The following is a 19,494-nucleotide window of genomic DNA, read 5'->3' as shown; positions in this document are numbered from 1 at the left end:
GACACTGTTGACAGCAAACCACTGCTTGCACCCTGTCCCTGTTTGTAGAATTCATTTTTACCGTTTTCTGATTGCGGATATGACATCACCCTCCGTTGCTCTCACTGGCAGCATTGTTGCCCTCATTACGCCCATGCTCGAAGACGGTAGCGTCGACTACCCGTCGCTGCGCAAACTCATCGACTGGCATGTGGCCGAAGGCACCAACTGCATCGGTGTGGTCGGCACCACCGGTGAATCGCCCACAGTGAATGTCGAAGAGCATTGCGAAATCATTCGTGTCGCCGTGGAACAGGCCGCCGGCCGCGTCTCCATCATGGCCGGCTGCGGCGCCAACAGCACGCACGAAGCCATCGAGCTGGCCAAGTACGCCAAGAAGGTGGGCGCCGACAGCCAGCTGCAGGTCGTTCCCTACTACAACAAGCCCACACAGGAAGGCCAGTACCAGCACTTCAAGGCCATCGCAGAAGCCACTGGCGACCTGCCCGTGATTCTGTACAACGTGCCCGGTCGCTCGGTTGCGGACATGCAGCATGACACCGTGCTTCGCCTGGCCCAGATCCCCGGCATCATCGGCATCAAGGAAGCCACCGGCAACATCGAGCGTGCTCAATGGCTGATCCGCGACGTGCCTGCCGGCTTCGGCGTCTACTCCGGTGACGACCCCACCGCAGTGGCACTGATGCTGTGCGGCGGCCACGGCAACATCAGCGTGACGGCCAACGTCGCTCCCCGCCTGATGAGCGAGCTGTGCAAGGCCGCCATGGCCGGCGATACCAAGCGCGCCATGGAAATCCAGTTCAAGCTCATGCCCCTGCACAAGAGCCTGTTTGTCGAAGCCAATCCCATTCCCGTGAAATGGGCAGCAGCCCGCATGGGTTTGTGCGGCCCCGCCATGCGTCTGCCCATGACGCCGCTGAGCGAGCAATGCGAAGCAGTTGTTGAGGATGCTCTGCGTAAAGTTGGCGTACTCTGATCGAGTTGCGCTAAGCTAGCGGTTTTTCGCACATAGCTTGAACGCTACCCAAGGACAATCCGCGTGAAACAACAAACAGCACGTTTGAGCCTGCTCAGCATCGCGCTGGGCCTGTCTGCCTGCACGACCACGTTCCAAGAGACCAAGATCGACTACAAGAGCGCGGGCAAGAATCAAGCTCCCTCTCTTGAAGTCCCTCCGGATCTGACGCAGCTGTCGCAAGACTCGCGCTATACCGTCCCTGGTGGCGTGGTATCCGCTGCTGCCATGCAGGCCAATGCCAAGGCCGCCAAGCCTGCCGACAACAACACTGCGACCAACAAGATTGGCGACGTCCGCATCGAGCGCGACGGTGCCGAGCATTGGCTCGTGGTTGATCGTGCAGCCGACAAGCTCTGGGAGCCCACTCGCGACTTCTGGCTGGAAAACGGCTTCATCTATGCGATGGAAGACCGCCAGCTGGGTATTCTCGAGACCGACTGGGCCGAGAACCGCGCCAAGCTGCCTCAGGACATCATCCGCAAAAGCCTGGGCAAGGTGTTCGACTCGCTCTACTCCACCAGCGAGCGCGACAAGTTCCGCACCCGCCTGGAGCGCGAACCCGATGGCAAGACCCGCATCTATGTCACCCACCGTGGCATGCAGGAGGTCTATACCAGCGAGCGCAAGGACAACACCATCTGGCAACCGCGTCCCCGCGACCCCGAGCTGGAGACCGAATTCCTGCGCCGCATCATGGTCAAGCTGGGCGTGAGCGAAGAGCAGGCCTCTGCCGTTGCCAAGGCCGACAGGTCTGCAGCCACCACCTCGACCAGCGCACGCATGGACACCGTCAACGGCGTGCCCACACTGCAGCTGGAAGAAGGCTTCGAGCGCGCATGGCGCCGCGTTGGCGTGGCACTGGACCGCACCGGCTTCACCGTGGAAGACCGCGACCGCAGCCGTGGCCTCTACTATGTGCGCTATGTGGATCCCAATGCCAAGCAGGAGTCCAAGGGCTTCTTCAGCAAGATCTTCAGCCAGGGCAAGGAAGCCGCCGCACCTCAGAAGTACCAGATCCAGGTCAAGGGCGATGGCAACAAGACCCAGGTCAGCGTGCTCAATGAGCAAGGCCAGCCGGACAGCAGCGCCAACGGCCAGCGCATCGTGCGCATCATCACCGATGATCTGAAGTAAGAAGCATTGCTCGCATTCAAAAGCCACCTGGCTCGGCCCTGGTGGCTTTTTTCATGCCCGAACGAATCGAACAACTCCGGCTTGAGGCTCGCATCCTCATGACGCGTTCTTGCCCGCCAGACTCAGTTCAGATGCAAGTACAAGACAAGTGAAAGTGCGGACCTTGCATGGCGACTTGTATCCACAGTTCAAGCACCCGCTGCAAAACCCAGACGCAAAAAAACCGCACCTGAGTGCGGTTTTGTTTACGCTCAAGGCCTGGGCCTCAAGCTGGCTGATGCAGCGAATTACTTGGCAGCAGGAGCTTCAGCGGCGGGAGCAGCAGGAGCGTCAGCGGCAGGAGCAGCAGGAGCGTCAGCGGCGGGGGCAGCAGGAGCGTCAGCGGCAGGAGCAGCAGGAGCGTCAGCGGCAGGAGCAGCAGGAGCTTCAGCAGCAGGAGCGGGAGCAGCAGGAGCTTCCACAGCAGGAGCGGGAGCAGCAGGAGCTTCTTCCTTCTTGCCGCAAGCAGCCAGAGCAGCAGCAGCGATCACGGTAGCCAGAATCAGAGAGTTCTTCATGACGATTTCCTAAATGGTAGGTTCAGCAGACGGTATGCAGATTGCCATTACGGTCAGCCTTTTGCAGCTATTGATCGCTATGGCAGATCAGGTCAAACGATAAATTCGACTCAGACCGCATTATAGGTAGTTTTGCCCATTGCTGACTGATACTGACAGCAACTAAACAATTCTGCACAAATCGGTGCGTTCTCATTTACCGGGCAAGCCCACGCTTGCCTTGAGTCACACTGTGGAGCATAAATTTCTTCCTGTCAAATCCCTGACAGAGCTTTGACGAAGATTTACATAATCTACACAAAGCCTGCGAAATCGACAGAAGCCACAGAGGACAAACCCGTAAGTTAGCACGATCGCTGTTACAAGTCCACCCTGTTTCAGTCGCCTGAGCGAACCCAGCCCGCATCGAACCACGACGACAGCAACTCCAGCGCGTCATCGCTGGCAGTTGCCAGATCCTTGCGCGACAGCGCCCGGGTGTCAGCCAGCTTGCGCATCAGCGTGGCATCGCGGCCGCCAGCCAGATAGCTTTCGCCATTGATGAAGATGTGCTTGGCGTCATACATCATGCGCGTGCGGCGATCCAGCACCACGCTCTCGAACATGCCGTTTTCATCGCCATGCTCGAACCAGACATTGGGCTTGGGGTCGCTCAGGTACTCGCCCAGCGCGCGCTCCAGCGCCAGCGGCTCGGCCATGGCCTTCTTCAGTGCCTCGCGGGCAAAGTCATACATGGCTTCTGGAATCAGCGCCGGGTTGCTCACGGCCTCCTGCTTGGGGTCGCGATAGATGACCGGAGTTTCGGGCGCGTCGGGCTCGTCCGACATGCGCAGCAGCAACTCGCGGCCCAGTTCGCTGCGATCGGGCGAGCGAAAGCCTATCGAATACGTCATGCATTCGCCCTCTGCCACTCCGTCATGCGCCCATTTGGGCGGTAGATACAGCATGTCGCCGGGCTCCAGAACGAACTCTTGCTCGGGCTCGAAATTGGAGAGAATTTTCAGTGGCTTGCCCTGCTGCAGAGACAGGTCTTTTTGACGACCGATGCGCCAGCGGCGCTTGCCCTGGGCCTGCAGCAGAAACACGTCATAGCTGTCGAAGTGCGGACCTACGCCTCCCTGATCGGTAGCAAAGCTGATCATCAGATCATCGAGGCGCGCCTCGGGCACAAAGCGGAATTGCTGCAGCAACTCATGCGCCTTGGCGTCATGCATGTCCACGCCCTGCACCAGCACCGTCCAGCCCGGCTTGGTCAATGCAGGCAGGCTGCGACGGGACAGCGGGCCGTGGCTGAGCTTCCAGTTGTCGCCTTCGAGCTGCTGGATCAGGCGCGACTCCACGCCATCCTCGCCCGCCATGGCCAGCAGTCGGGCGCGCGGAATCGGGGCCTTGAAGCCGGGAATGGCCTGGCGCACCAGCAAGGGCTTTTTGTGCCAGTGGCGGCGCATGAATTGAGAGGCGGTAAGTCCACCCAGCAGGGTGAGCGGCGTATTGATGTCCATGAATCCAGTCCTGCTTTCTAAGCAACGGACTGCATTGTCCTATAGGCCTCGATATCGCTGGTCGGCACAGATCAATGACCGAGCGCTCTGAACTCGGACGGCGACATGCCGGCATAGGCCTTGAAGGCACGGCTGAAGTGCGCGCTGTTGCCAAAACCGCAGCCCATGGCAATCTCTGTAATGGTGCGGTGCGCGAGCGCCGGGGAATGCAGCTCCCGCATGCAAAGCTCCAGCCGGCTTTGCTGGATGAAGCCGCCCAGCGACTGGTCTCGCCCCGAAAAGGCGTTGTGCAGATGCCGACGGCTGCAATTGAGTGCTTCGGCCACCTGATCGACAGACAGCCCGGGGTCGCGCACATGGCTGGCCACATGCTCGCAGATGCGGTCGTACAGGGCCTGCTTTTGCGTCACCGCCGTGGCCTGCCCGCCAAGTGCCTGCAGGGACAGATGCACCATATCCACCAGCAACTCCCCGGCGCGGCGTGCCAGCGGTGCCGTCATATTGTCCAGTTCCTGGTAAGTGCTGCGCATGGTCTGCAGAGCAATGCGCGCAATGCCGGCGCTGCCCCCCACCGATCGACCCATGAGGTTTTCCAGACGCAGGCCTCGCTCGGCAATGCTCTGTTTGGGCACCATCATGATCAGATGCTCCGTGTGCTGGGGATTGGCCACCACATAGGGCTGCGAGGTGTCATAAATGGCCCAGCTGCCATTGCTCACGCAGGCCTTGCTGCCGTACTGCTCCACCTCGGCATGGCCGCTCCAGGGCGCCACGATCTTGAGATAGGCCGCTTCGCTGTCGCGCAGACGGTGGCTGTCGCGTATGACGCGGTGGCGCCCGGCGTCCAGCTTGGTGAGCATCACATCGCCTGCATATGCCACGCTCAGATGCCCGTCAAAACAGGTGTCGCCATACAGATCCGTATCGAGACCCGAGAACAGCTGCGCCATCCAGCCCTGCCAGGCTGGTGCAGTTTCCTTCTCGGGAAGACCATCGGTACTCAGTACCACGGGCGCGGTCATGGGCCTTGACTCCTCGTTGTATCTATCTCTGCCTGTGCCGACAAAGTACGACAATTATCGGTAAGTGAGCACTTTCGTGCTCAGACCGGAAAGAATCTCCCACACTGCATTCAAACTAGTGCAAACCCTAGGTCTCGTGCACGATTCGTCAAACGGTTTGTGCACATTGCGCACAGCATCTTGCCAAGGCTTTTCCTACGATCTCACACACGCCAGTGTCAGGCGAAACACCACAAAAGGTGGAGACAAGCCCGGTGACACAAGCCTTGTGCAACGACACCAGCTCCCACTTTTTCAACTTGCAGCAACAAGCAGTGACCGCGGTCACGCGCCCTTGGTAGTGAAGGAAGCAAAGATGATTGAACAAAGCATGCTCATCGGCGGTCAGACCGCACAGGCCAGCAATGGCGCCACTTTCGAGCGCAGAAACCCTCTGGACGGATCGGTCGCCACGCGCGCCCCGGCCGCCACGACAGCCGACGCCGTGCGTGCCGTGGAAGCCGCTCAGGCGGCCTTCCCTGCCTGGGCAGCCCTGGGCCCCACGCAGCGCCGGTTGATGCTGATGAAGGCCTCCCAGGCCCTGGAAGCAAAGGCCGAGGCCTTTGCCGCAGCCATGGCAGCAGAAACCGGTGCCTCCGGCATCTGGGCCGGCTTCAATGTGCATCTGGCGGCCAATATGTTTCTCGAAGCCGCATCGCTGACCACCCAGATCAACGGCCAGCTGATTCCTTCGGACATTCCCGGCAGCATGGCCATGGCCGTGCGCCAGCCTGCCGGCGTGGTGCTGGGCATCGCCCCCTGGAATGCCCCCATCATTTTGGCCGTGCGCGCCATTGCCACGCCCCTGGCCTGCGGCAATACCGTGATCCTCAAGGGCTCGGAACTGTGTCCCGCCACCCACGGCCTGATCATCGAAGCGCTGCAGGAAGGCGGCTTGCCGCCCGGCGTGGTGAACTTTGTGACCAATGCGCCCGAAGACGCCGGTGCAGTGGTCGAAGCCATGGTGGCCCACCCCGCCGTGCGCCGCGTGAACTTCACCGGCTCCACGCGCGTAGGTCGCATCATCGGCCAGACCTGTGCCAAATACCTCAAGCCCGTCATCCTGGAGCTGGGCGGCAAGGCCCCATTCCTGGTACTGGACGATGCCGACATCGACTCCGCAGTGGCTGGCTGCACCTTTGGCGCCTTCGCCAACTCGGGCCAGATATGCATGTCCACCGAACGCATCATCGTGGACGAGGCCGTGGCCGAGGAGTTCATCGGAAAATTGGTGGCCCGCGCCACAACCCTGCCTCTGGGCGATCCCCGCAAAGGCCCTGTGGTGCTGGGCTCCGTCGTGGACATGAACACCGTGCACCGCGTCAACGAACTCATCGACGACGCCGTGGGCAAGGGCGCCAGGATTCTTTGCGGCGGCAAGGCCAGCGACACCCTCATGGCCGCCACGCTGATAGACGGAGTGACTCCCGAGATGCGAATCTTCCGTGAAGAGACCTTTGCCCCGGTGAAAGCCATCGTGCGCGTGCGTGGCGAAGAGCAGGCCATCGCCATGGCCAACGACAACGAGTTCGGCCTGTCTTCCGCCGTCTACACCAGGGACACGGCCCGTGGCTGGCGCGTGGCCGGCCGCATCGAGGCGGGCATCTGCCATGTCAACGGCCCCACCGTGCACGACGAAGCACAGATGCCTTTCGGCGGCGTGAAGAACTCGGGCTACGGTCACTTTGGCGGGCAGGCCGGCATCGATGCCTTCACCGACACCCGCTGGATCACCATGCAGACCACCGCACGTCACTACCCCTTCTAAAGCGCCCAGGACAGCAGCCATAGCCGGCTGGCCTGACTGCTGTCTTCGCTTGAAACCTCCATCGCGGGCACTGGGCCATGAGGCAAAGACCTCAGGTGCAGCCGCCCGCATGGGCAAGGCGCGAACCCCAACCTGCGCCTTGTGTCTGCCGCCCCACAGAACCACCGGAGACCCACGTTGAAACATGCCTCCCGACTGGCCCTGGCAGCCCTGCTGTCTGGCCTCAGCCTCGCCGCCTCGGCTGCGGACTCTCACGGCACTGGCCCCGGCCAGCGCTTCTACGAAAAGACCTGTGCCAAATGCCATGAAGCCGGCATAGGCCCCGTCATCAAGGGACGCGGCTTTCCGCCCGCGACCTACGTGGTCATTGCGCGCAACGGCATGAACGCCATGCCCTCCTTTCGCGTGACCGACATCGACGATGCCACGCTGGAAGACCTGGCAAACTACCTGTCCAAGACAGAGCCCCCCAAGGCTGCCGAGCCAGCCAAGAAGTAAGGAGAACGATGCAATGCAAGCCGATCGTCGCTCCCTTCTCAAAGGTCTGACCGCTGCAGGTCTGGCTGTCTCCGGCATAGGCTGGGCACAGGCTGCCTCTTCCGCTGCAGGCCGCTCCACCGGCGCAGCTACACGTTCTGCCGAGGTGCTGGCCGTGACATCCTCCATGCACGCCAGTGCGCTGGACAAGGCCTTTGTGGCCGGTGTTCAGAGCACGACCCGCAACGCGGTGCACACCGGCCTTCAAGGTCTGGACAGCGCCGCTTTCAACCAATTGGGCGAGCTGCTGGCCGACAGTCGGGAAACCCTGTTGCTGGGCCTGCTGGATGACGCCTCGGCCACGCTGGTGCTGGACCTGGTCCGCTCCAGCGGTGGCCGCGTGCTGGCCGTGGAACACCATCGCGTGGACGGCGCTGCCGCCGACTGGGCCCAGGCGCTGGGTCGGTCGCTGGCGTCCGGTCAAGTCATGAACACCACGGCAGCAGCAGGCAAGCAAGCCTGCGTGTCCTTTAGCTGCGTAATCTAAGAAACAAGGAAAGCAGAGCATGACAAGCAAATACATGGCCCTGCCCAAGGGCATGAGCGAGAGCAGCTTTGATGCGGCCATCGCCCAATTCAAGAAAGTCCTGGGCGAAGACAATGTGATGATCAAGGACGAGCTGGTTCGTCCCTACACCAAGGTGATGATGGCTGTGCCCACCGAAGAGCACACGCCTTCCGCCGTGGTGACTGCCACCACCGTGGAGCAGGTGCAAGAGGTCGTCAAGATCTGCAACGCGCACAAGGTGCCTGTGTGGACCATCTCCACCGGCCGCAACTTCGGCTACGGCTCGGCCGCACCGGGTCAGCGCGGCCAGGTGGTGCTGGATCTGCGCAAGATGAACAAGATCATCCACGTGGACCCCGAACTGTGCACGGCCCTGGTCGAGCCCGGCGTGACTTACCAGATGCTCTACGACTACCTCGAAGAGAACAAGATTCCCTTGATGCTGTCGTTCTCGGCACCTTCGGGCATTGCCGGTCCTCTGGGCAACACCATGGACCGCGGCGTGGGCTACACCCCCTATGGCGAACACTTCATGATGCAGTGCGGCATGGAAGTGGTGATGGCCAACGGCGATGTGCTGCGCACCGGCATGGGAGGCGTCAAGGGCGACAAGGCCTGGCAGGTATTCAAATGGGGCTACGGCCCGACGCTGGACGGCATGTTCACCCAGTCCAACTACGGCATCTGCACCAAGATGGGTTTCTGGCTGATGCCCAAGCCCCCGGTCTTCAAGCCACTGGAAATCCAGTTCGACGAAGACAGCGATATTTCCGAGATCGTGGAATTCATCCGCCCCCTGCGCATCGCCCAGGTCATCCCCAATTCGGTGGTGATTGCCGGCGTGCTGTGGGAAGCCTCGACATGCAATACCCGCCGCTCGGACTACACCACCGAGCCCGGCCACACGCCCGACGCCATCCTCAAGCAGATCCAGAAGGACAAGCATCTGGGCGCCTGGAATGTCTACGCCGCGCTGTACGGCACCAGGGAGCAGGTCGACGTCAACTTCAAGATCGTGCAGGACGCACTCAAGAAGCTGGGCAAGGGCCGCCTGATCACCGAGGAGATGGCCGGAGACACCCAGCCCTTCAAGTACCGTGCCCAGCTCATGTCAGGCGTGCCCAACCTGCAGGAATTCGGCCTCTACAACTGGCGCGGAGGTGGCGGCTCGATGTGGTTCGCCCCTGTGTCGCAGGCGCGCGGCAGCGAGTGCGACAAGCAGAAGTCGCTGGCCAAGAAGATCCTCAACAAGCATGGCCTGGACTATGTGGGCGAGTTCATCGTCGGCTGGCGCGATATGCACCATGTCATCGATGTGCTCTACGACCGCAGCAACGAAGAGGAAACCAAGCGAGCCAACGCCTGCTTTGCCGAGCTGCTGGACGAGTTCGAAAAGGAAGGCTATGCCGTGTACCGCGTGAACACAGCCTTCCAGGAGCGCGTGGCGCAGAGCTACGGTCCGGTCAAGCGCGATATCGAGCGCAAGATCAAGCGTGCTCTGGACCCCAATGGGATCCTGGCTCCGGGCAAGTGCGGAATAAACATTTGATCTCCCCTGAGGCGCTTTGCGCCTTCCCCCTCTCTCGCTTTGCTTCGCAATGCGGGAGGGGGACGACAGCTTTGCTGCGCGGCGGCGGGGCCGCCTAGGACTTGCTTGCTGTCCTTTGATGGGGCATGCCTGTTCAATTGCTGCGCCCTAGCCTCAAATTTTTAAAGCCACCTGATTTGAAAACGCCAAGTGCCTTTCTTTTTCTTGCTTGCTTCTTGTTTGCTATTGTATCAATAGCTGTTTGCGATTTTCTGGATTGGGTTTAAGGCCAATTTAATGCCTAGTTCAGCAGACTCGAAGACTGCACGCCTGCCCTGAACTGCGCCGGCGTCTGCCCCGTGTGCTGCTTGAACAGGCGGCTCAGATGCGCGCCGCTGGCAAAGCCGCTGGCCAGCGCCAGCTCCGTCAAGGTGCAGTGGCGATTGGCAGGACTGAGCAGTTCGCGCTGGAACAGGGCCACGCGCTCGGCCCAGATATGCTGGCTGATGGACAGCCGCTCATCGGCAAAGGCGTTGTAGAGATGTCGCTTGCTGCAGTTGAGCGCTGCGGCCACGGCATCCACGCTCAGGGCCGGATCGCGCAGGTGCTGGCGCACATAGGCCTTGATGCGGCCCAGCAGCAGCTCGCTGGCGCTCAGCGAGGCCGCACGGCCGCAGGCGTCGAGCAGGGACAGCTGGATCAGCTGCAGCAGCGAATCCGTCACATGCTGGGCCAGTCCCTGGCCCATGGCCCGGCATTCGGCAAAAGTGCCGCGCATCATGTCCAGCGCAATGCGGGACACGCCTTCGCTGCCGCCCACATAGCCCCCCATGAGCGCATCGATGGCGCGGCCATGGTCTTCGAAGCGGCTTTTGGGCAGGGTGATGATCAGATGCTCGCACCACTCGGGGTTGAGCACCTCGTACTCCTGCGTGGTGTCATAGATCAGCCACTGGCCGCTGCGTGCCACGGCTTCGCGCCCGTTCTGGCAGACGCGGGCCTCGCCATGCCAGGGAGCCACGATCTTGAGAAAGTCGGTGCTGTGGCGTGCCATGCTGGCCGAAGTGCGCCGCACGCGATGGCGGCTGGCCTCGATCCGGGTCATTCCCACCGGCCCCAGCTCGAAGGTGCCCAGTCGCGCCGAGAAATGCTGGTCGCCATAGACATCGCTCTCCAGGCCATAGAGCGTGGACATCCAGTGCTGCCAGGCGCCCACGGCTTGAGCACCTTGCATCTCGGTCATCTTCTCGGTCACTTGGTTGGCAGGAATGTCTGGCCGCATCTGGGCTCCTGAAGAAGTAACAGGATGCTTCATTATCCATAGCGACCCGGACCCGTGCCCGGGCAAAACCGGCGCCTCGCAGGGAAATCAGTGTTTACCCACAGACACTTGCATGCACAGACAAGACGCAGTGCACGCACAGACAAGCCCCTTGCGCCGCGATTTCCTACGATGGCCGAAAACCCGGACACCCGTCCATCAAAAAGGAGACAAGCATGACATTCGCCGACAAGCGTTTTGTTCTCAAAAGCCTGGTCGCGGCAACGGCCCTGGCGGGTCTGTGCAGCCAGGCCCTGGCCCAGGAAGCGCCCAAGTCCATCCGTATCGGCTGGGCCATTGCCAAGACCGGCGTCAACGCAGGCGGTACCTCGGTGACGACAGCGCCCAACTACAAGCTCTGGGTCAAGGAGATCAACGACGCCGGCGGCATCATGCTCAAGGCCTACAACAAGCGCGTGCCCATCGAGGTCATCGAATACGACGACCGCTCCAGCACCGAAGAGGCCGTGCGCGCCACCGAGCGCCTGATCACCCAGGACAAGGTCGACTTCGTGCTGCCGCCCTGGGGCACGGGCTCCAATCTGGCCGTGGGTCCGACCTACGAAAAGCACAAATACCCGCTGCTGGCCGCCACCTCGGTGACCGACAAGGCCCCCGATCTGGCCAAGCGCTGGAAGCATGCCTTCTTCTTCCTGGGCACGGGCGGCGAATATGCCGAAGGCCTGGTCGCCATGCTGGAAAAGGCCAAGAAGGACGGCAAGATCAACCACAAGATCGCCATGATCAACATCGCCGACGGCTTTGGCGTGGAGCTGGCCAATGCCACGCGCAAGGCCGCCAAGCAGCATGGCTTCGAGCTGGTCTACGACAAGAGCTATCCGATCGGCACGCAGGACATGACGCCCATCATCAACGAGGCCAAGGGCAAGGGTGCCGATACCTTCGTGGCCTACTCCTACCCGCCCGACACCATGCTGATCAACGAACAGGCCAGGACGCAGGGCCTGGCTCCCAAGGTGCTGTTCACCGGCGTGGGCACGCAATTCCCCATGTTCAAGGGCAAATTCGGCGCAGCGGCCGAAGGCGTGATGGCGCCGGGCGGCATCGATGCCGGCAACCCGCAGATGCTGGCCTATCTGAAGCGCTTCAAGGAAGTGACCGGGCAGGAGTCGGACCGCTTTGCCAGCCCCATCGTCTACACCTCGCTGCAGATGCTGCAGCAGGCCATCGAGCGCGTGGGCAAGATCGACCGCGCCGCCGTGACCCAGGAGCTCAAGAGCGGCAGCTTCGAGACCGTGCTGGGCCCCGTCAAGCTCGAAGGCCAGATGCTGACCAAACTCTGGCATGTGGGCCAGTGGCAGAACGGCGAGTTCAATGCAATTGCGCCAACCAACCGGGCGGGGGTCAAACCTGCGGTGATTCCGCGAGTCACCCCCTGAAAAACTTGAAGCACTCCCCCTGAGCGGCTGCGCCTAGGCGGCCCCGCCGCTTCCCCCTCTCTCGCTTCGCGGGAGGGGGACGACAGCCTCGGTGCGGGGCTGCCCTTCCTCGCTGTCCCGTTGCTGGGGCATGCCTATTCCAGCATTCGCCCAGCTACGCAAGAACTATCAAAACAAGAGCTGGTTGCGCATGTCTCGCTTTAACTTTGCATTGATTTCATAACAAGAACAATGAATCACCAGCGGTATACGCTATGAATTTAATAGACATCCTTCTCGCTGGCGCGATGCTGGGCGGGCTCTATGGCCTGGTGGCCATGGGGCTGACGCTGCAGTATGGCGTGGCGCGCATCATGAATCTCTCGTATGGGGAGTTTCTGATTGCACCGGCCTTTCTGGCCTTTTTTGCGGTGAGCAGCTGGGGTGTTTCGCCGCTGCTGCTGTTGCTGCTGGTGGTGCCGCTGGGCTTTGCCATCCAGTGGCTGATCTATCAGCTGCTGCTGACCCCGCTGGTGCGCCGCGCCAAGGGTGGACCGGCGCTGGAGGTGGATTCGATTCTGGCCACCTTCGGCATGCTGTTCGTCGTGCAGGGCGTCATGCTGGTGATGTTCGGCGGCGACTATCACAGCTACAGCTATCTGTCCGAACCCGTGGAGATCCTGGGCAGCAAGGTCGCCGCCAACCGTCTGCTGGTGCTGGGCTTTGCCATCGTGCTGGGCGGCGGTCTGTACCTGCTGCTGACGCGCACCCGCGCCGGCGCCGTGGTGCGCGCCGTGTCCGTGGCACCGCAGTTCGCCCATCTGGTCGGCATCAATGTGCGCAGCACGGCGGCACTGGCCTACGGTCTGGGCGGTGCACTGGTGGCGGTCTGCGGCGTGCTGGTCAGCATGTTTCTGCCCTTCTCGGCCGGCATGGGCACCATGTTTGCCATGAAGGCGCTGATCGTCGTCATCATGGGCGGCGTGGGCAATCTCATGGGTTGCCTGGTCGCCGGCATGCTGCTGGGCTTTGCCGAAACCCTGGTCGCCTCCTTTGTCGACCCCGGCCTGACGCTGGCCGTCAATTACGCGGTGTTCCTGCTGGTGCTGCTGTTCAGGCCCACAGGCTTGTTCGGGAGGGCCGCACGATGAATCAGTATCGCAAGGAAATCCTGATCTGGGCCGTCAGCGCCGCCGCCCTGCTGGGCCTGGCCCTGCTGCCACGCTGGCTGACGGACGAGTACTACCTCTCGCTCATGATCAGCATCCTGATGTACTGCGTGCTGGCCACGGCCTGGGCGCTGTTCTCGGGACCGACGCGCTATATCTCGCTGGCCACCGTCGCCTTCTTCGGCATGGGCGCCTATGTCACCGCCGTGTTCGGCGAGTCCCTGCCCTGGGCCGCCGTGCTGGGCATCGCGGCCGGCGTGGGCCTGGTCATGGCCTTGATCGTGGGGCTGTCCACGCTGCGGCTGTCGGGCGTGTACTTTGTGATCTTCAGCTTCGGCCTGGCCGAGCTGGTCAAGCAGCTCGTCACCTGGTGGGAGGTCAACATCACCAAGGATCTGGGCCGCTATGTGTTCGTGGAGATCACCCAGCTCGATATCTACTGGCAGCTGCTGGCCATGCTGGCCCTGGTGCTGGCGCTGCGCGCCCTCATCAACCGCTCGCGCCTGGGTCTGGCCCTGCGCGTGATCGGCGAGGACGAGACCGTGGCCACCCATGTGGGCATCAACACCACCACGGCCAAGCTGCTGCTGTTCGCCGCCAGCGCCGTGTTCATCACCGTCACGGGCGCCATCATGGCTCCGCGCTGGACCTATATCGACCCCAGCATTGCCTTTGCTCCCGCCGTCTCGTTCCAGACGCTGATCATGGCCTTGCTCGGCGGCGCCGGCGCGCTGTTCGGCCCGATCCTGGGGGCCGTGCCGCTGGTGCTGCTGTTCGAGTACCTGGGCGCCAATTTCCCCAACCATTTCTCGATTCTGCTGGGACTGGTGTTCATCGTGATCGTGTACTTCATTCCCCAGGGCCTGTCTGGCGTGCTGGCCAGGCTGCTGGGCAGGAATGCTGTCAGCAAGGGAGACCAGCCATGAAGACCGCCACCCTGCTTTCCGTGCGCGGCGCCACCAAGCGCTTCGGCGGCCTGGTGGCCGTCAACGAACTGAGCTTTGACGTCTACCCAGGCGAGGTCGTGGGCCTGCTCGGCCCCAATGGCTCGGGCAAGACCACGGCCATGAATCTGATCTCGGGCGCCCTGCCCGTCAACAGCGGCGAGATCGTATTCAACGGCAAGCCCATCCACCCGCTCAAAAGCCACCAGATCGCCCGCCTGGGCGTGGCGCGCACCTTCCAGCTGGTCAAGGTGCTGGGCTCCATGAGCTGCAGCGACAACGTCATTGCCGGCATGGCCTTCAAGCACCGACCTCTGTTTGGAAAGCCGGCCGCCGCGCGTGCCCTGCAACTGCTGGAGCAGGTGGGTCTGGCCGAATTTGTGAAGACTCCCGCAGGCGAGCTCACCTATATCAACCAGAAGCGCCTGGAGCTGGCCCGCGCGCTGGCGCTGGAGCCGCAGATCCTGCTGCTCGACGAATGGCTGGCCGGACTCAACCCTACCGAGCTGCAGCAGGGCATTGCACTGATCCGGCAGCTGCAGGCCACGGGGCTGACGATTCTCATGGTCGAACATGTGATGGACGCCGTGCATGCGCTGTGCAGCCGCTGCGTGGTGATGAACGCGGGCACGAAAATAGCCGACGGCCCCACGGCCCAGGTGCTCAAGGAGCCCGAGGTGGTGCGTGCCTACCTGGGGGAAGAGGTGAGTGCAGATGAAGACCGGTCAGCGGAGGCCCGCCATGCTTGAAGTGCGCAATATCTCGGTGAGCTACGGCAAGCATGAGGCGCTGCACCAGGTCAGCCTCCAGGTGAACCCCGGCGAATTGGTCGTCATGCTGGGCGCCAACGGCGCCGGCAAGTCCAGCCTGCTCAAGGCGCTGGGCGGCATGGTCACGCCGCAGGCCGGCGCCAGCGCGCAGCTGGCCGGCCAGGAGCTGATGCAGCTGCCGCCGCATGCCATCGTGCAAGCCGGCCTGGCCCTGGTGCCCGAGGGACGCGGCGTGTTCGGCGATCTCAGCGTCAAGGAAAACCTGCTGCTGGGTGCCCAGCCCCGGCGCGCACGCGCCAATGAAGCCCGGAATCTGGAGCAGGTCTTCGCCCTTTTCCCCAAGCTGCGCGATCGTCTGGGCCAGGCCGTGCGCACCATGAGCGGCGGCGAGCAGCAGATGGTGGCCGTGGGCCGCGCACTGATGAGCCAGCCCGATATCCTGCTGCTGGACGAGCCTTCGCTGGGCCTGTCTCCACTCATGTGCAAGGAGCTGTTCGCAGCCCTGGCGCGCATCAAGACGCTGGGCATGGGCGTGCTGCTGGTGGAGCAGAACGCGCGCCAGAGCCTGGCCATTGCCGACCGTGGTTACTTGCTGGAAACCGGGCGCATCGTGGGCGAAGGCTCGGCACCAGAACTTAGCAGCAGTGCTGCTGTCAGACGCGCCTACTTGGGCGGCGAACATTGAGATGACTCCCCCTGAGCGGCTTCGCCGCTTCCCCCGGAGGGGGACGGTGCCATCGCTGGGGCAGCCCATGCTGCGGGGCGGCCCTTGCTCGACACCTCTGTGCTGGGCCGCGTCTAATTTCAACGATATGAACAACAGGCAGCTTTGATGACTGCTTTCACGTCAAAAGGAGATGAAAAATGATCGAACAGAAAATGCTGATCGCCGGCCAGGAATGTGCAGCCGGCAATGGCGCAACGTTTGAGCGCAAGAATCCGCTGGATGGATCCGTCGCCACACGCGCCCCGGCAGCCACGACCGAGGATGCGATTCGCGCCTGCGACGCTGCTGCCGCCGCCTTCCCCGCCTGGTCGCAACTGGGACCGAACGCCCGCCGCGCCATGCTGATGAAGGCCTCGCAGGCGCTGGAAGCCAAGGGCGAAGCGATTGCCGCGGCCATGGCCGCAGAAACCGGCGCCTCAGGCATCTGGGCCGGCTTCAACGTGCACCTGGCGGCCAGCATGCTGCTGGAAGCGGCTTCGCTGACCACGCAGATCAATGGCGAGATCATTCCCTCGGACGTGCCCGGCAGCGTGGCCATGGCCGTGCGCCAGCCCGCTGGCGTGGTGCTGGGTATCGCGCCCTGGAATGCGCCCGTGATTCTGGCCGTGCGCAGCATCTCCACGGCCCTGGCCTGCGGCAACACCGTGATTCTCAAGGGCTCGGAACTCTGCCCCGCCACCCACGGCCTGATCATCGAGGCGCTGCAGGACGCGGGCCTGCCCGCCGGCGTGGTGAACTTTGTGACCAATGCGCCCGCCGATGCGGGCAGCGTGGTCGAGGCCATCGTGGCCCACCCGGCCGTGCGCCGCGTGAGCTTTACCGGCTCCACGCGTGTGGGCCGCATCATCGGCCAGACCTGCGCCAGACACTTGAAGCCTGCGCTGCTGGAGCTCGGCGGCAAGGCCCCCTTCCTGGTGCTGGACGATGCCGATATCGATGCGGCCGTGAACGCAGCCACCTTTGGCGCGTTTGCCAACTCGGGCCAGATCTGCATGTCCACCGAGCGCTTTGTGGTCGACAACAAGGTGGCCGACGAGTTCATCGCCAAGTTTGCCGCCAAGGCCAGCAGCCTGCCACTGGGTGACCCGCGCAAGGGCCCCGTGGTGCTGGGCTCGGTGGTCGACCTGGCCACGGTGGAGCGCTGCAATGCCATGATCGATGACGCGCTGGCCAAGGGCGGAAAACTGGTCTGCGGCGGCAAGGCCGAGAACACGCTGATGCCCGCCACGCTGATCGACCATGTGACGCCGGCGATGCGCATCTTCCACGAGGAGAGCTTCGGCCCGGTCAAGGGCATAGTGCGCGTGAACGGCGAGGAAGAAGCCATTGCCACGGCCAATGACAACGAGTTCGGTCTGTCCTCCGCAGTCTTCACCCGGGACACGGCCCGCGGCTGGCGTGTGGCAGCGCGCATCGAGGCCGGCATCTGCCATATCAACGGCCCCACGGTGCATGATGAAGCCCAGATGCCGTTTGGCGGCGTCAAGGCCTCGGGCTATGGCCATTTCGGCGGCCAGCAGGGCATCAATGCCTTTACCGAAACCCGCTGGGTAACCATGCAGACCGCAGAACGCCACTATCCGTTCTAAAGACCCCTGAGCGGCTTTGCCTGGGCGGCCCCGCCGCTTCCCCCTCTCTGCTTCGCGGAGGGGGACGACAGCTTTGCTGCGCGGCGGCGGGGCCGCCTAGGACTTGCTTGCTGTCCCACACTTAGGTCGCGCCCTAGTTAAAGCTCGCGCCCATCGCTACTGAAATAAAAAGAGCCACCTGATTTGAGAACGCCAGGTGGCTTTCTTTTTTCCTTCTCACTATCTAATCCATAGCTGCTAGCGTTTGATGGAAAAGGGCTTGAGCCTCAAAAATCTCAAAGCATGTAATCAGGCAAAGTCATCGTCAAAGAAGCCGCCGCCATCGTCCCAACTGCCGCTGTCAAAGCTGGCTGAGTTGTCTATGCTGCCCAGGCCCGCATCATTGGCCAGGCTGGAGGTATTGCCGCTGTCGCCATGCAGGCCCTGGCTGCTGCTGTCCTGCGCCAGCGACTTGCTTTCGCCGCCGCTCTGACTGCCCGAGCCGGCGTGATGGCCGCCCATCAAATTCTCCAGCCCGTTGAACAGAAACATGCCGCCCGCCACACCGGCAGCGGCCGCTGCGGCATTGCCGAGAAAGCTGCCGCCTGCCGAAGCACCAGGCTGACCGTAGGCCTGCGGCGCTGCAGCGCGCGGCGCGGAGCCGCCGCCAAAGAAGCGGTCGCGCCAGCTGGAGGGCTGAGGCGCTGCTTGCGGCTGGTTCTGCGGCTGGTTCTGCGGCTGGTTCTGCGGCTGGTATTGGGGCTGATATGCAGGCTGGGCATTGGCAGCGTAGCCGCCGTCCTCGGCATAGCGCTCGGGAGCGCGGCCGAAGTGCGTTCCCAGACCACCCGAAAGAAAGCTGCCTGCGCCCTGGCTCTGGCTTTGCTGGGCCTGTTTCACCTGCTGCTGAAGCTCGCCGATTTGCTGCTGGGCCTGCTGAATGGCTTGCTCCAGCATCAAGGTGCGCTGGGCCAGCCAGTAGACCGCATCGGGCGCGTTGCTCAATCCACGGCGCAGCTCGGCATCGGCCTGCGCGTCCTTGGGCTGGCCCTGGGTCAGCGTCAGCCTGGCGCACAGGTCTTGCAGCAGTTGTTGTTCCTGAGAGGTCATGGTGCCTTCCTTTAATCCCGCAAATTACTTGCAGCAGAGATGGGGTCAGTATGCAGGCCTGCAAGAGCGCCAATGTGAAGGCCGTGCAAGTGCTTTTTGCAGGGTGTAACAAAAGGCCTGTGCTGCAGTTCCGGGCAGCGCATGGGACAATGCCTGCCATTGCGCCACGGTCGTGGCGGCGTTTCAATTTCGGCTGCGGGACTGGCCCGCGGCCCACCAACTGCATACACACACCATGGAAGTTACCCAACAATGCGTGGTCGCCCTGACCTGGACACTGAAAGACACCCTGGGCGAGGAGCTGGACGTACTGGACGAGCCCGTGGAGTTCCTTGTCGGCGGCGATGACCTGTTCAAGCGCATCGAAGAGGCTCTGCAAGGCCACGGCGTAGGCACCACGCTGGATCTGCACCTGGAGCCCGAGGAGGCATTCGGCGACTATGACGAGAGCCTGATCTTCCTGGAAAAGCGCGAGCTGTTTCCCGAAGAGATCGAGGAAGGCATGAGCTTCGAGAGCACGGCCATGCCCAAGGGCACCAACCCCGTGCCTGCCGATCTGCTCTACACGGTCACCGAAATCTATCCCGAGCATGTGGTGCTGGACGGCAACCACCCGCTGGCCGGAATCGCCATCCGCCTGCACCTCAAGATCGAAGCCGTGCGCGAGGCTACCGAAGAGGAAATCGGTCGCGGCACGGCCGGTACGGGCTTTTTCCGTATCGAGCCCATGGCCCCGGGCAATGAAACACTTCACTGACCTCCTGAGGCGCTTTGCGCCGTCCCCCAGCGGGGGACGACAGCTTCGCTGCGAGGCGGCGGGGCCGCCCAGGCTCTTGCTTGCTGTCACTGAGTGACGCTGCGCCACAGGCTCAAGCATCACTCATCGCTTCAGG

The 19,494-nt window shown here is 62.6% G+C and carries 18 protein-coding genes; 13 read left to right on the top strand and 5 right to left on the bottom strand.

The features are described from left to right. Window positions 1–79 precede the first annotated feature (79 nt). On the top strand, window positions 80–976 hold the full coding sequence (gene dapA, locus F0P97_RS06375) for a 4-hydroxy-tetrahydrodipicolinate synthase (protein ID WP_182286099.1): 897 nt from the start codon (window positions 80–82) through the stop codon (window positions 974–976). A 63-nt stretch (window positions 977–1,039) separates the two neighbouring features. Beyond that, window positions 1,040–2,152 (top strand): outer membrane protein assembly factor BamC, encoded by a 1,113-nt coding sequence (gene bamC, locus F0P97_RS06370; RefSeq protein WP_182286098.1) that lies wholly within the window; start codon window positions 1,040–1,042, stop codon window positions 2,150–2,152. Between the two features lie 287 nt (window positions 2,153–2,439). Here the strand turns inward: bamC and F0P97_RS06365 are convergent, their stop codons facing one another. The 3 genes from F0P97_RS06365 to F0P97_RS06355 form a co-directional block, all read right to left on the bottom strand. Further along, window positions 2,440–2,709: a hypothetical protein gene (locus tag F0P97_RS06365; RefSeq protein ID WP_080750410.1), complete on the bottom strand. Its 270-nt coding sequence runs from the start codon at window positions 2,707–2,709 to the stop codon at window positions 2,440–2,442. A 377-nt stretch (window positions 2,710–3,086) separates the two neighbouring features. Next, window positions 3,087–4,211 carry a cupin domain-containing protein gene (locus F0P97_RS06360; protein WP_182286097.1) on the bottom strand — a complete coding sequence of 375 codons (1,125 nt, stop codon included), beginning with the start codon at window positions 4,209–4,211 and terminating at the stop codon, window positions 3,087–3,089. Window positions 4,212–4,282: 71 nt separating this feature from the next. Further along, entirely contained in the window at window positions 4,283–5,233 is a 951-nt protein-coding gene (locus tag F0P97_RS06355) for a helix-turn-helix domain-containing protein (protein WP_182286096.1), read from the bottom strand. A 355-nt stretch (window positions 5,234–5,588) separates the two neighbouring features. On the opposite strand from F0P97_RS06355, the gene F0P97_RS06350 reads away from it, so the two are divergent. From F0P97_RS06350 to F0P97_RS06335, 4 genes are all read left to right on the top strand, one after another. Next, window positions 5,589–7,040 (top strand): aldehyde dehydrogenase, encoded by a 1,452-nt coding sequence (locus tag F0P97_RS06350; RefSeq protein WP_182286095.1) that lies wholly within the window; start codon window positions 5,589–5,591, stop codon window positions 7,038–7,040. Between the two features lie 177 nt (window positions 7,041–7,217). Beyond that, window positions 7,218–7,538 carry a c-type cytochrome gene (locus F0P97_RS06345; RefSeq protein ID WP_182286094.1) on the top strand — a complete coding sequence of 107 codons (321 nt, stop codon included), beginning with the start codon at window positions 7,218–7,220 and terminating at the stop codon, window positions 7,536–7,538. A gap of 13 nt (window positions 7,539–7,551) precedes the next feature. Then, window positions 7,552–8,064: a hypothetical protein gene (locus F0P97_RS06340; RefSeq protein ID WP_182286093.1), complete on the top strand. Its 513-nt coding sequence runs from the start codon at window positions 7,552–7,554 to the stop codon at window positions 8,062–8,064. A 19-nt stretch (window positions 8,065–8,083) separates the two neighbouring features. Then, window positions 8,084–9,634: an FAD-binding oxidoreductase gene (locus F0P97_RS06335; protein WP_182286092.1), complete on the top strand. Its 1,551-nt coding sequence runs from the start codon at window positions 8,084–8,086 to the stop codon at window positions 9,632–9,634. Window positions 9,635–9,914: 280 nt separating this feature from the next. On the opposite strand, the gene F0P97_RS06330 is transcribed toward F0P97_RS06335, so the two are convergent. After that, entirely contained in the window at window positions 9,915–10,895 is a 981-nt protein-coding gene (locus F0P97_RS06330) for an AraC family transcriptional regulator (RefSeq protein WP_182286091.1), read from the bottom strand. Between the two features lie 215 nt (window positions 10,896–11,110). Between F0P97_RS06330 and F0P97_RS06325 the strand changes: the two genes are divergently transcribed. From F0P97_RS06325 to F0P97_RS06300, 6 genes are all read left to right on the top strand, one after another. Beyond that, on the top strand, window positions 11,111–12,334 hold the full coding sequence (locus tag F0P97_RS06325) for an amino acid ABC transporter substrate-binding protein (protein WP_182286090.1): 1,224 nt from the start codon (window positions 11,111–11,113) through the stop codon (window positions 12,332–12,334). Window positions 12,335–12,588: 254 nt separating this feature from the next. Next, the gene (locus tag F0P97_RS06320; protein WP_182286089.1) at window positions 12,589–13,464 is read left to right on the top strand and encodes a branched-chain amino acid ABC transporter permease; all 876 of its coding nucleotides are present in this window, start codon (window positions 12,589–12,591) and stop codon (window positions 13,462–13,464) included. Beyond that, on the top strand, window positions 13,461–14,408 hold the full coding sequence (locus F0P97_RS06315) for a branched-chain amino acid ABC transporter permease (protein ID WP_182286088.1): 948 nt from the start codon (window positions 13,461–13,463) through the stop codon (window positions 14,406–14,408). Before F0P97_RS06320 ends, F0P97_RS06315 begins: the two co-directional genes overlap by 4 nt. Continuing rightward, a complete protein-coding gene (locus F0P97_RS06310) occupies window positions 14,405–15,175 on the top strand; it encodes an ABC transporter ATP-binding protein (RefSeq protein ID WP_182286087.1) in 771 nt (256 codons plus the stop codon). The genes F0P97_RS06315 and F0P97_RS06310 overlap by 4 nt, the downstream gene beginning before the upstream one ends. Beyond that, complete coding sequence (locus F0P97_RS06305; protein WP_182286086.1) at window positions 15,168–15,881, top strand: ABC transporter ATP-binding protein; 714 nt, start codon at window positions 15,168–15,170, stop codon at window positions 15,879–15,881. The genes F0P97_RS06310 and F0P97_RS06305 overlap by 8 nt, the downstream gene beginning before the upstream one ends. A gap of 179 nt (window positions 15,882–16,060) precedes the next feature. Beyond that, complete coding sequence (locus tag F0P97_RS06300; protein ID WP_182286085.1) at window positions 16,061–17,512, top strand: aldehyde dehydrogenase; 1,452 nt, start codon at window positions 16,061–16,063, stop codon at window positions 17,510–17,512. 288 nt (window positions 17,513–17,800) lie between these two features. On the opposite strand, the gene F0P97_RS06295 is transcribed toward F0P97_RS06300, so the two are convergent. Then, on the bottom strand, window positions 17,801–18,601 hold the full coding sequence (locus tag F0P97_RS06295) for a DUF2076 domain-containing protein (protein WP_182286084.1): 801 nt from the start codon (window positions 18,599–18,601) through the stop codon (window positions 17,801–17,803). Window positions 18,602–18,836: 235 nt separating this feature from the next. Between F0P97_RS06295 and F0P97_RS06290 the strand changes: the two genes are divergently transcribed. After that, a complete protein-coding gene (locus tag F0P97_RS06290; RefSeq protein WP_087865947.1) occupies window positions 18,837–19,358 on the top strand; it encodes an FKBP-type peptidyl-prolyl cis-trans isomerase in 522 nt (173 codons plus the stop codon). The last annotated feature ends 136 nt before the right edge of the window (window positions 19,359–19,494 follow it).

The sequence above is a fragment of the Comamonas testosteroni genome, from assembly GCF_014076415.1.
Lineage (GTDB): Bacteria > Pseudomonadota > Gammaproteobacteria > Burkholderiales > Burkholderiaceae_C > Comamonas > Comamonas testosteroni_F.
Note: the sequence above shows the minus strand (reverse complement) of the source record. Positions and strands in the feature narration are given on the sequence as shown.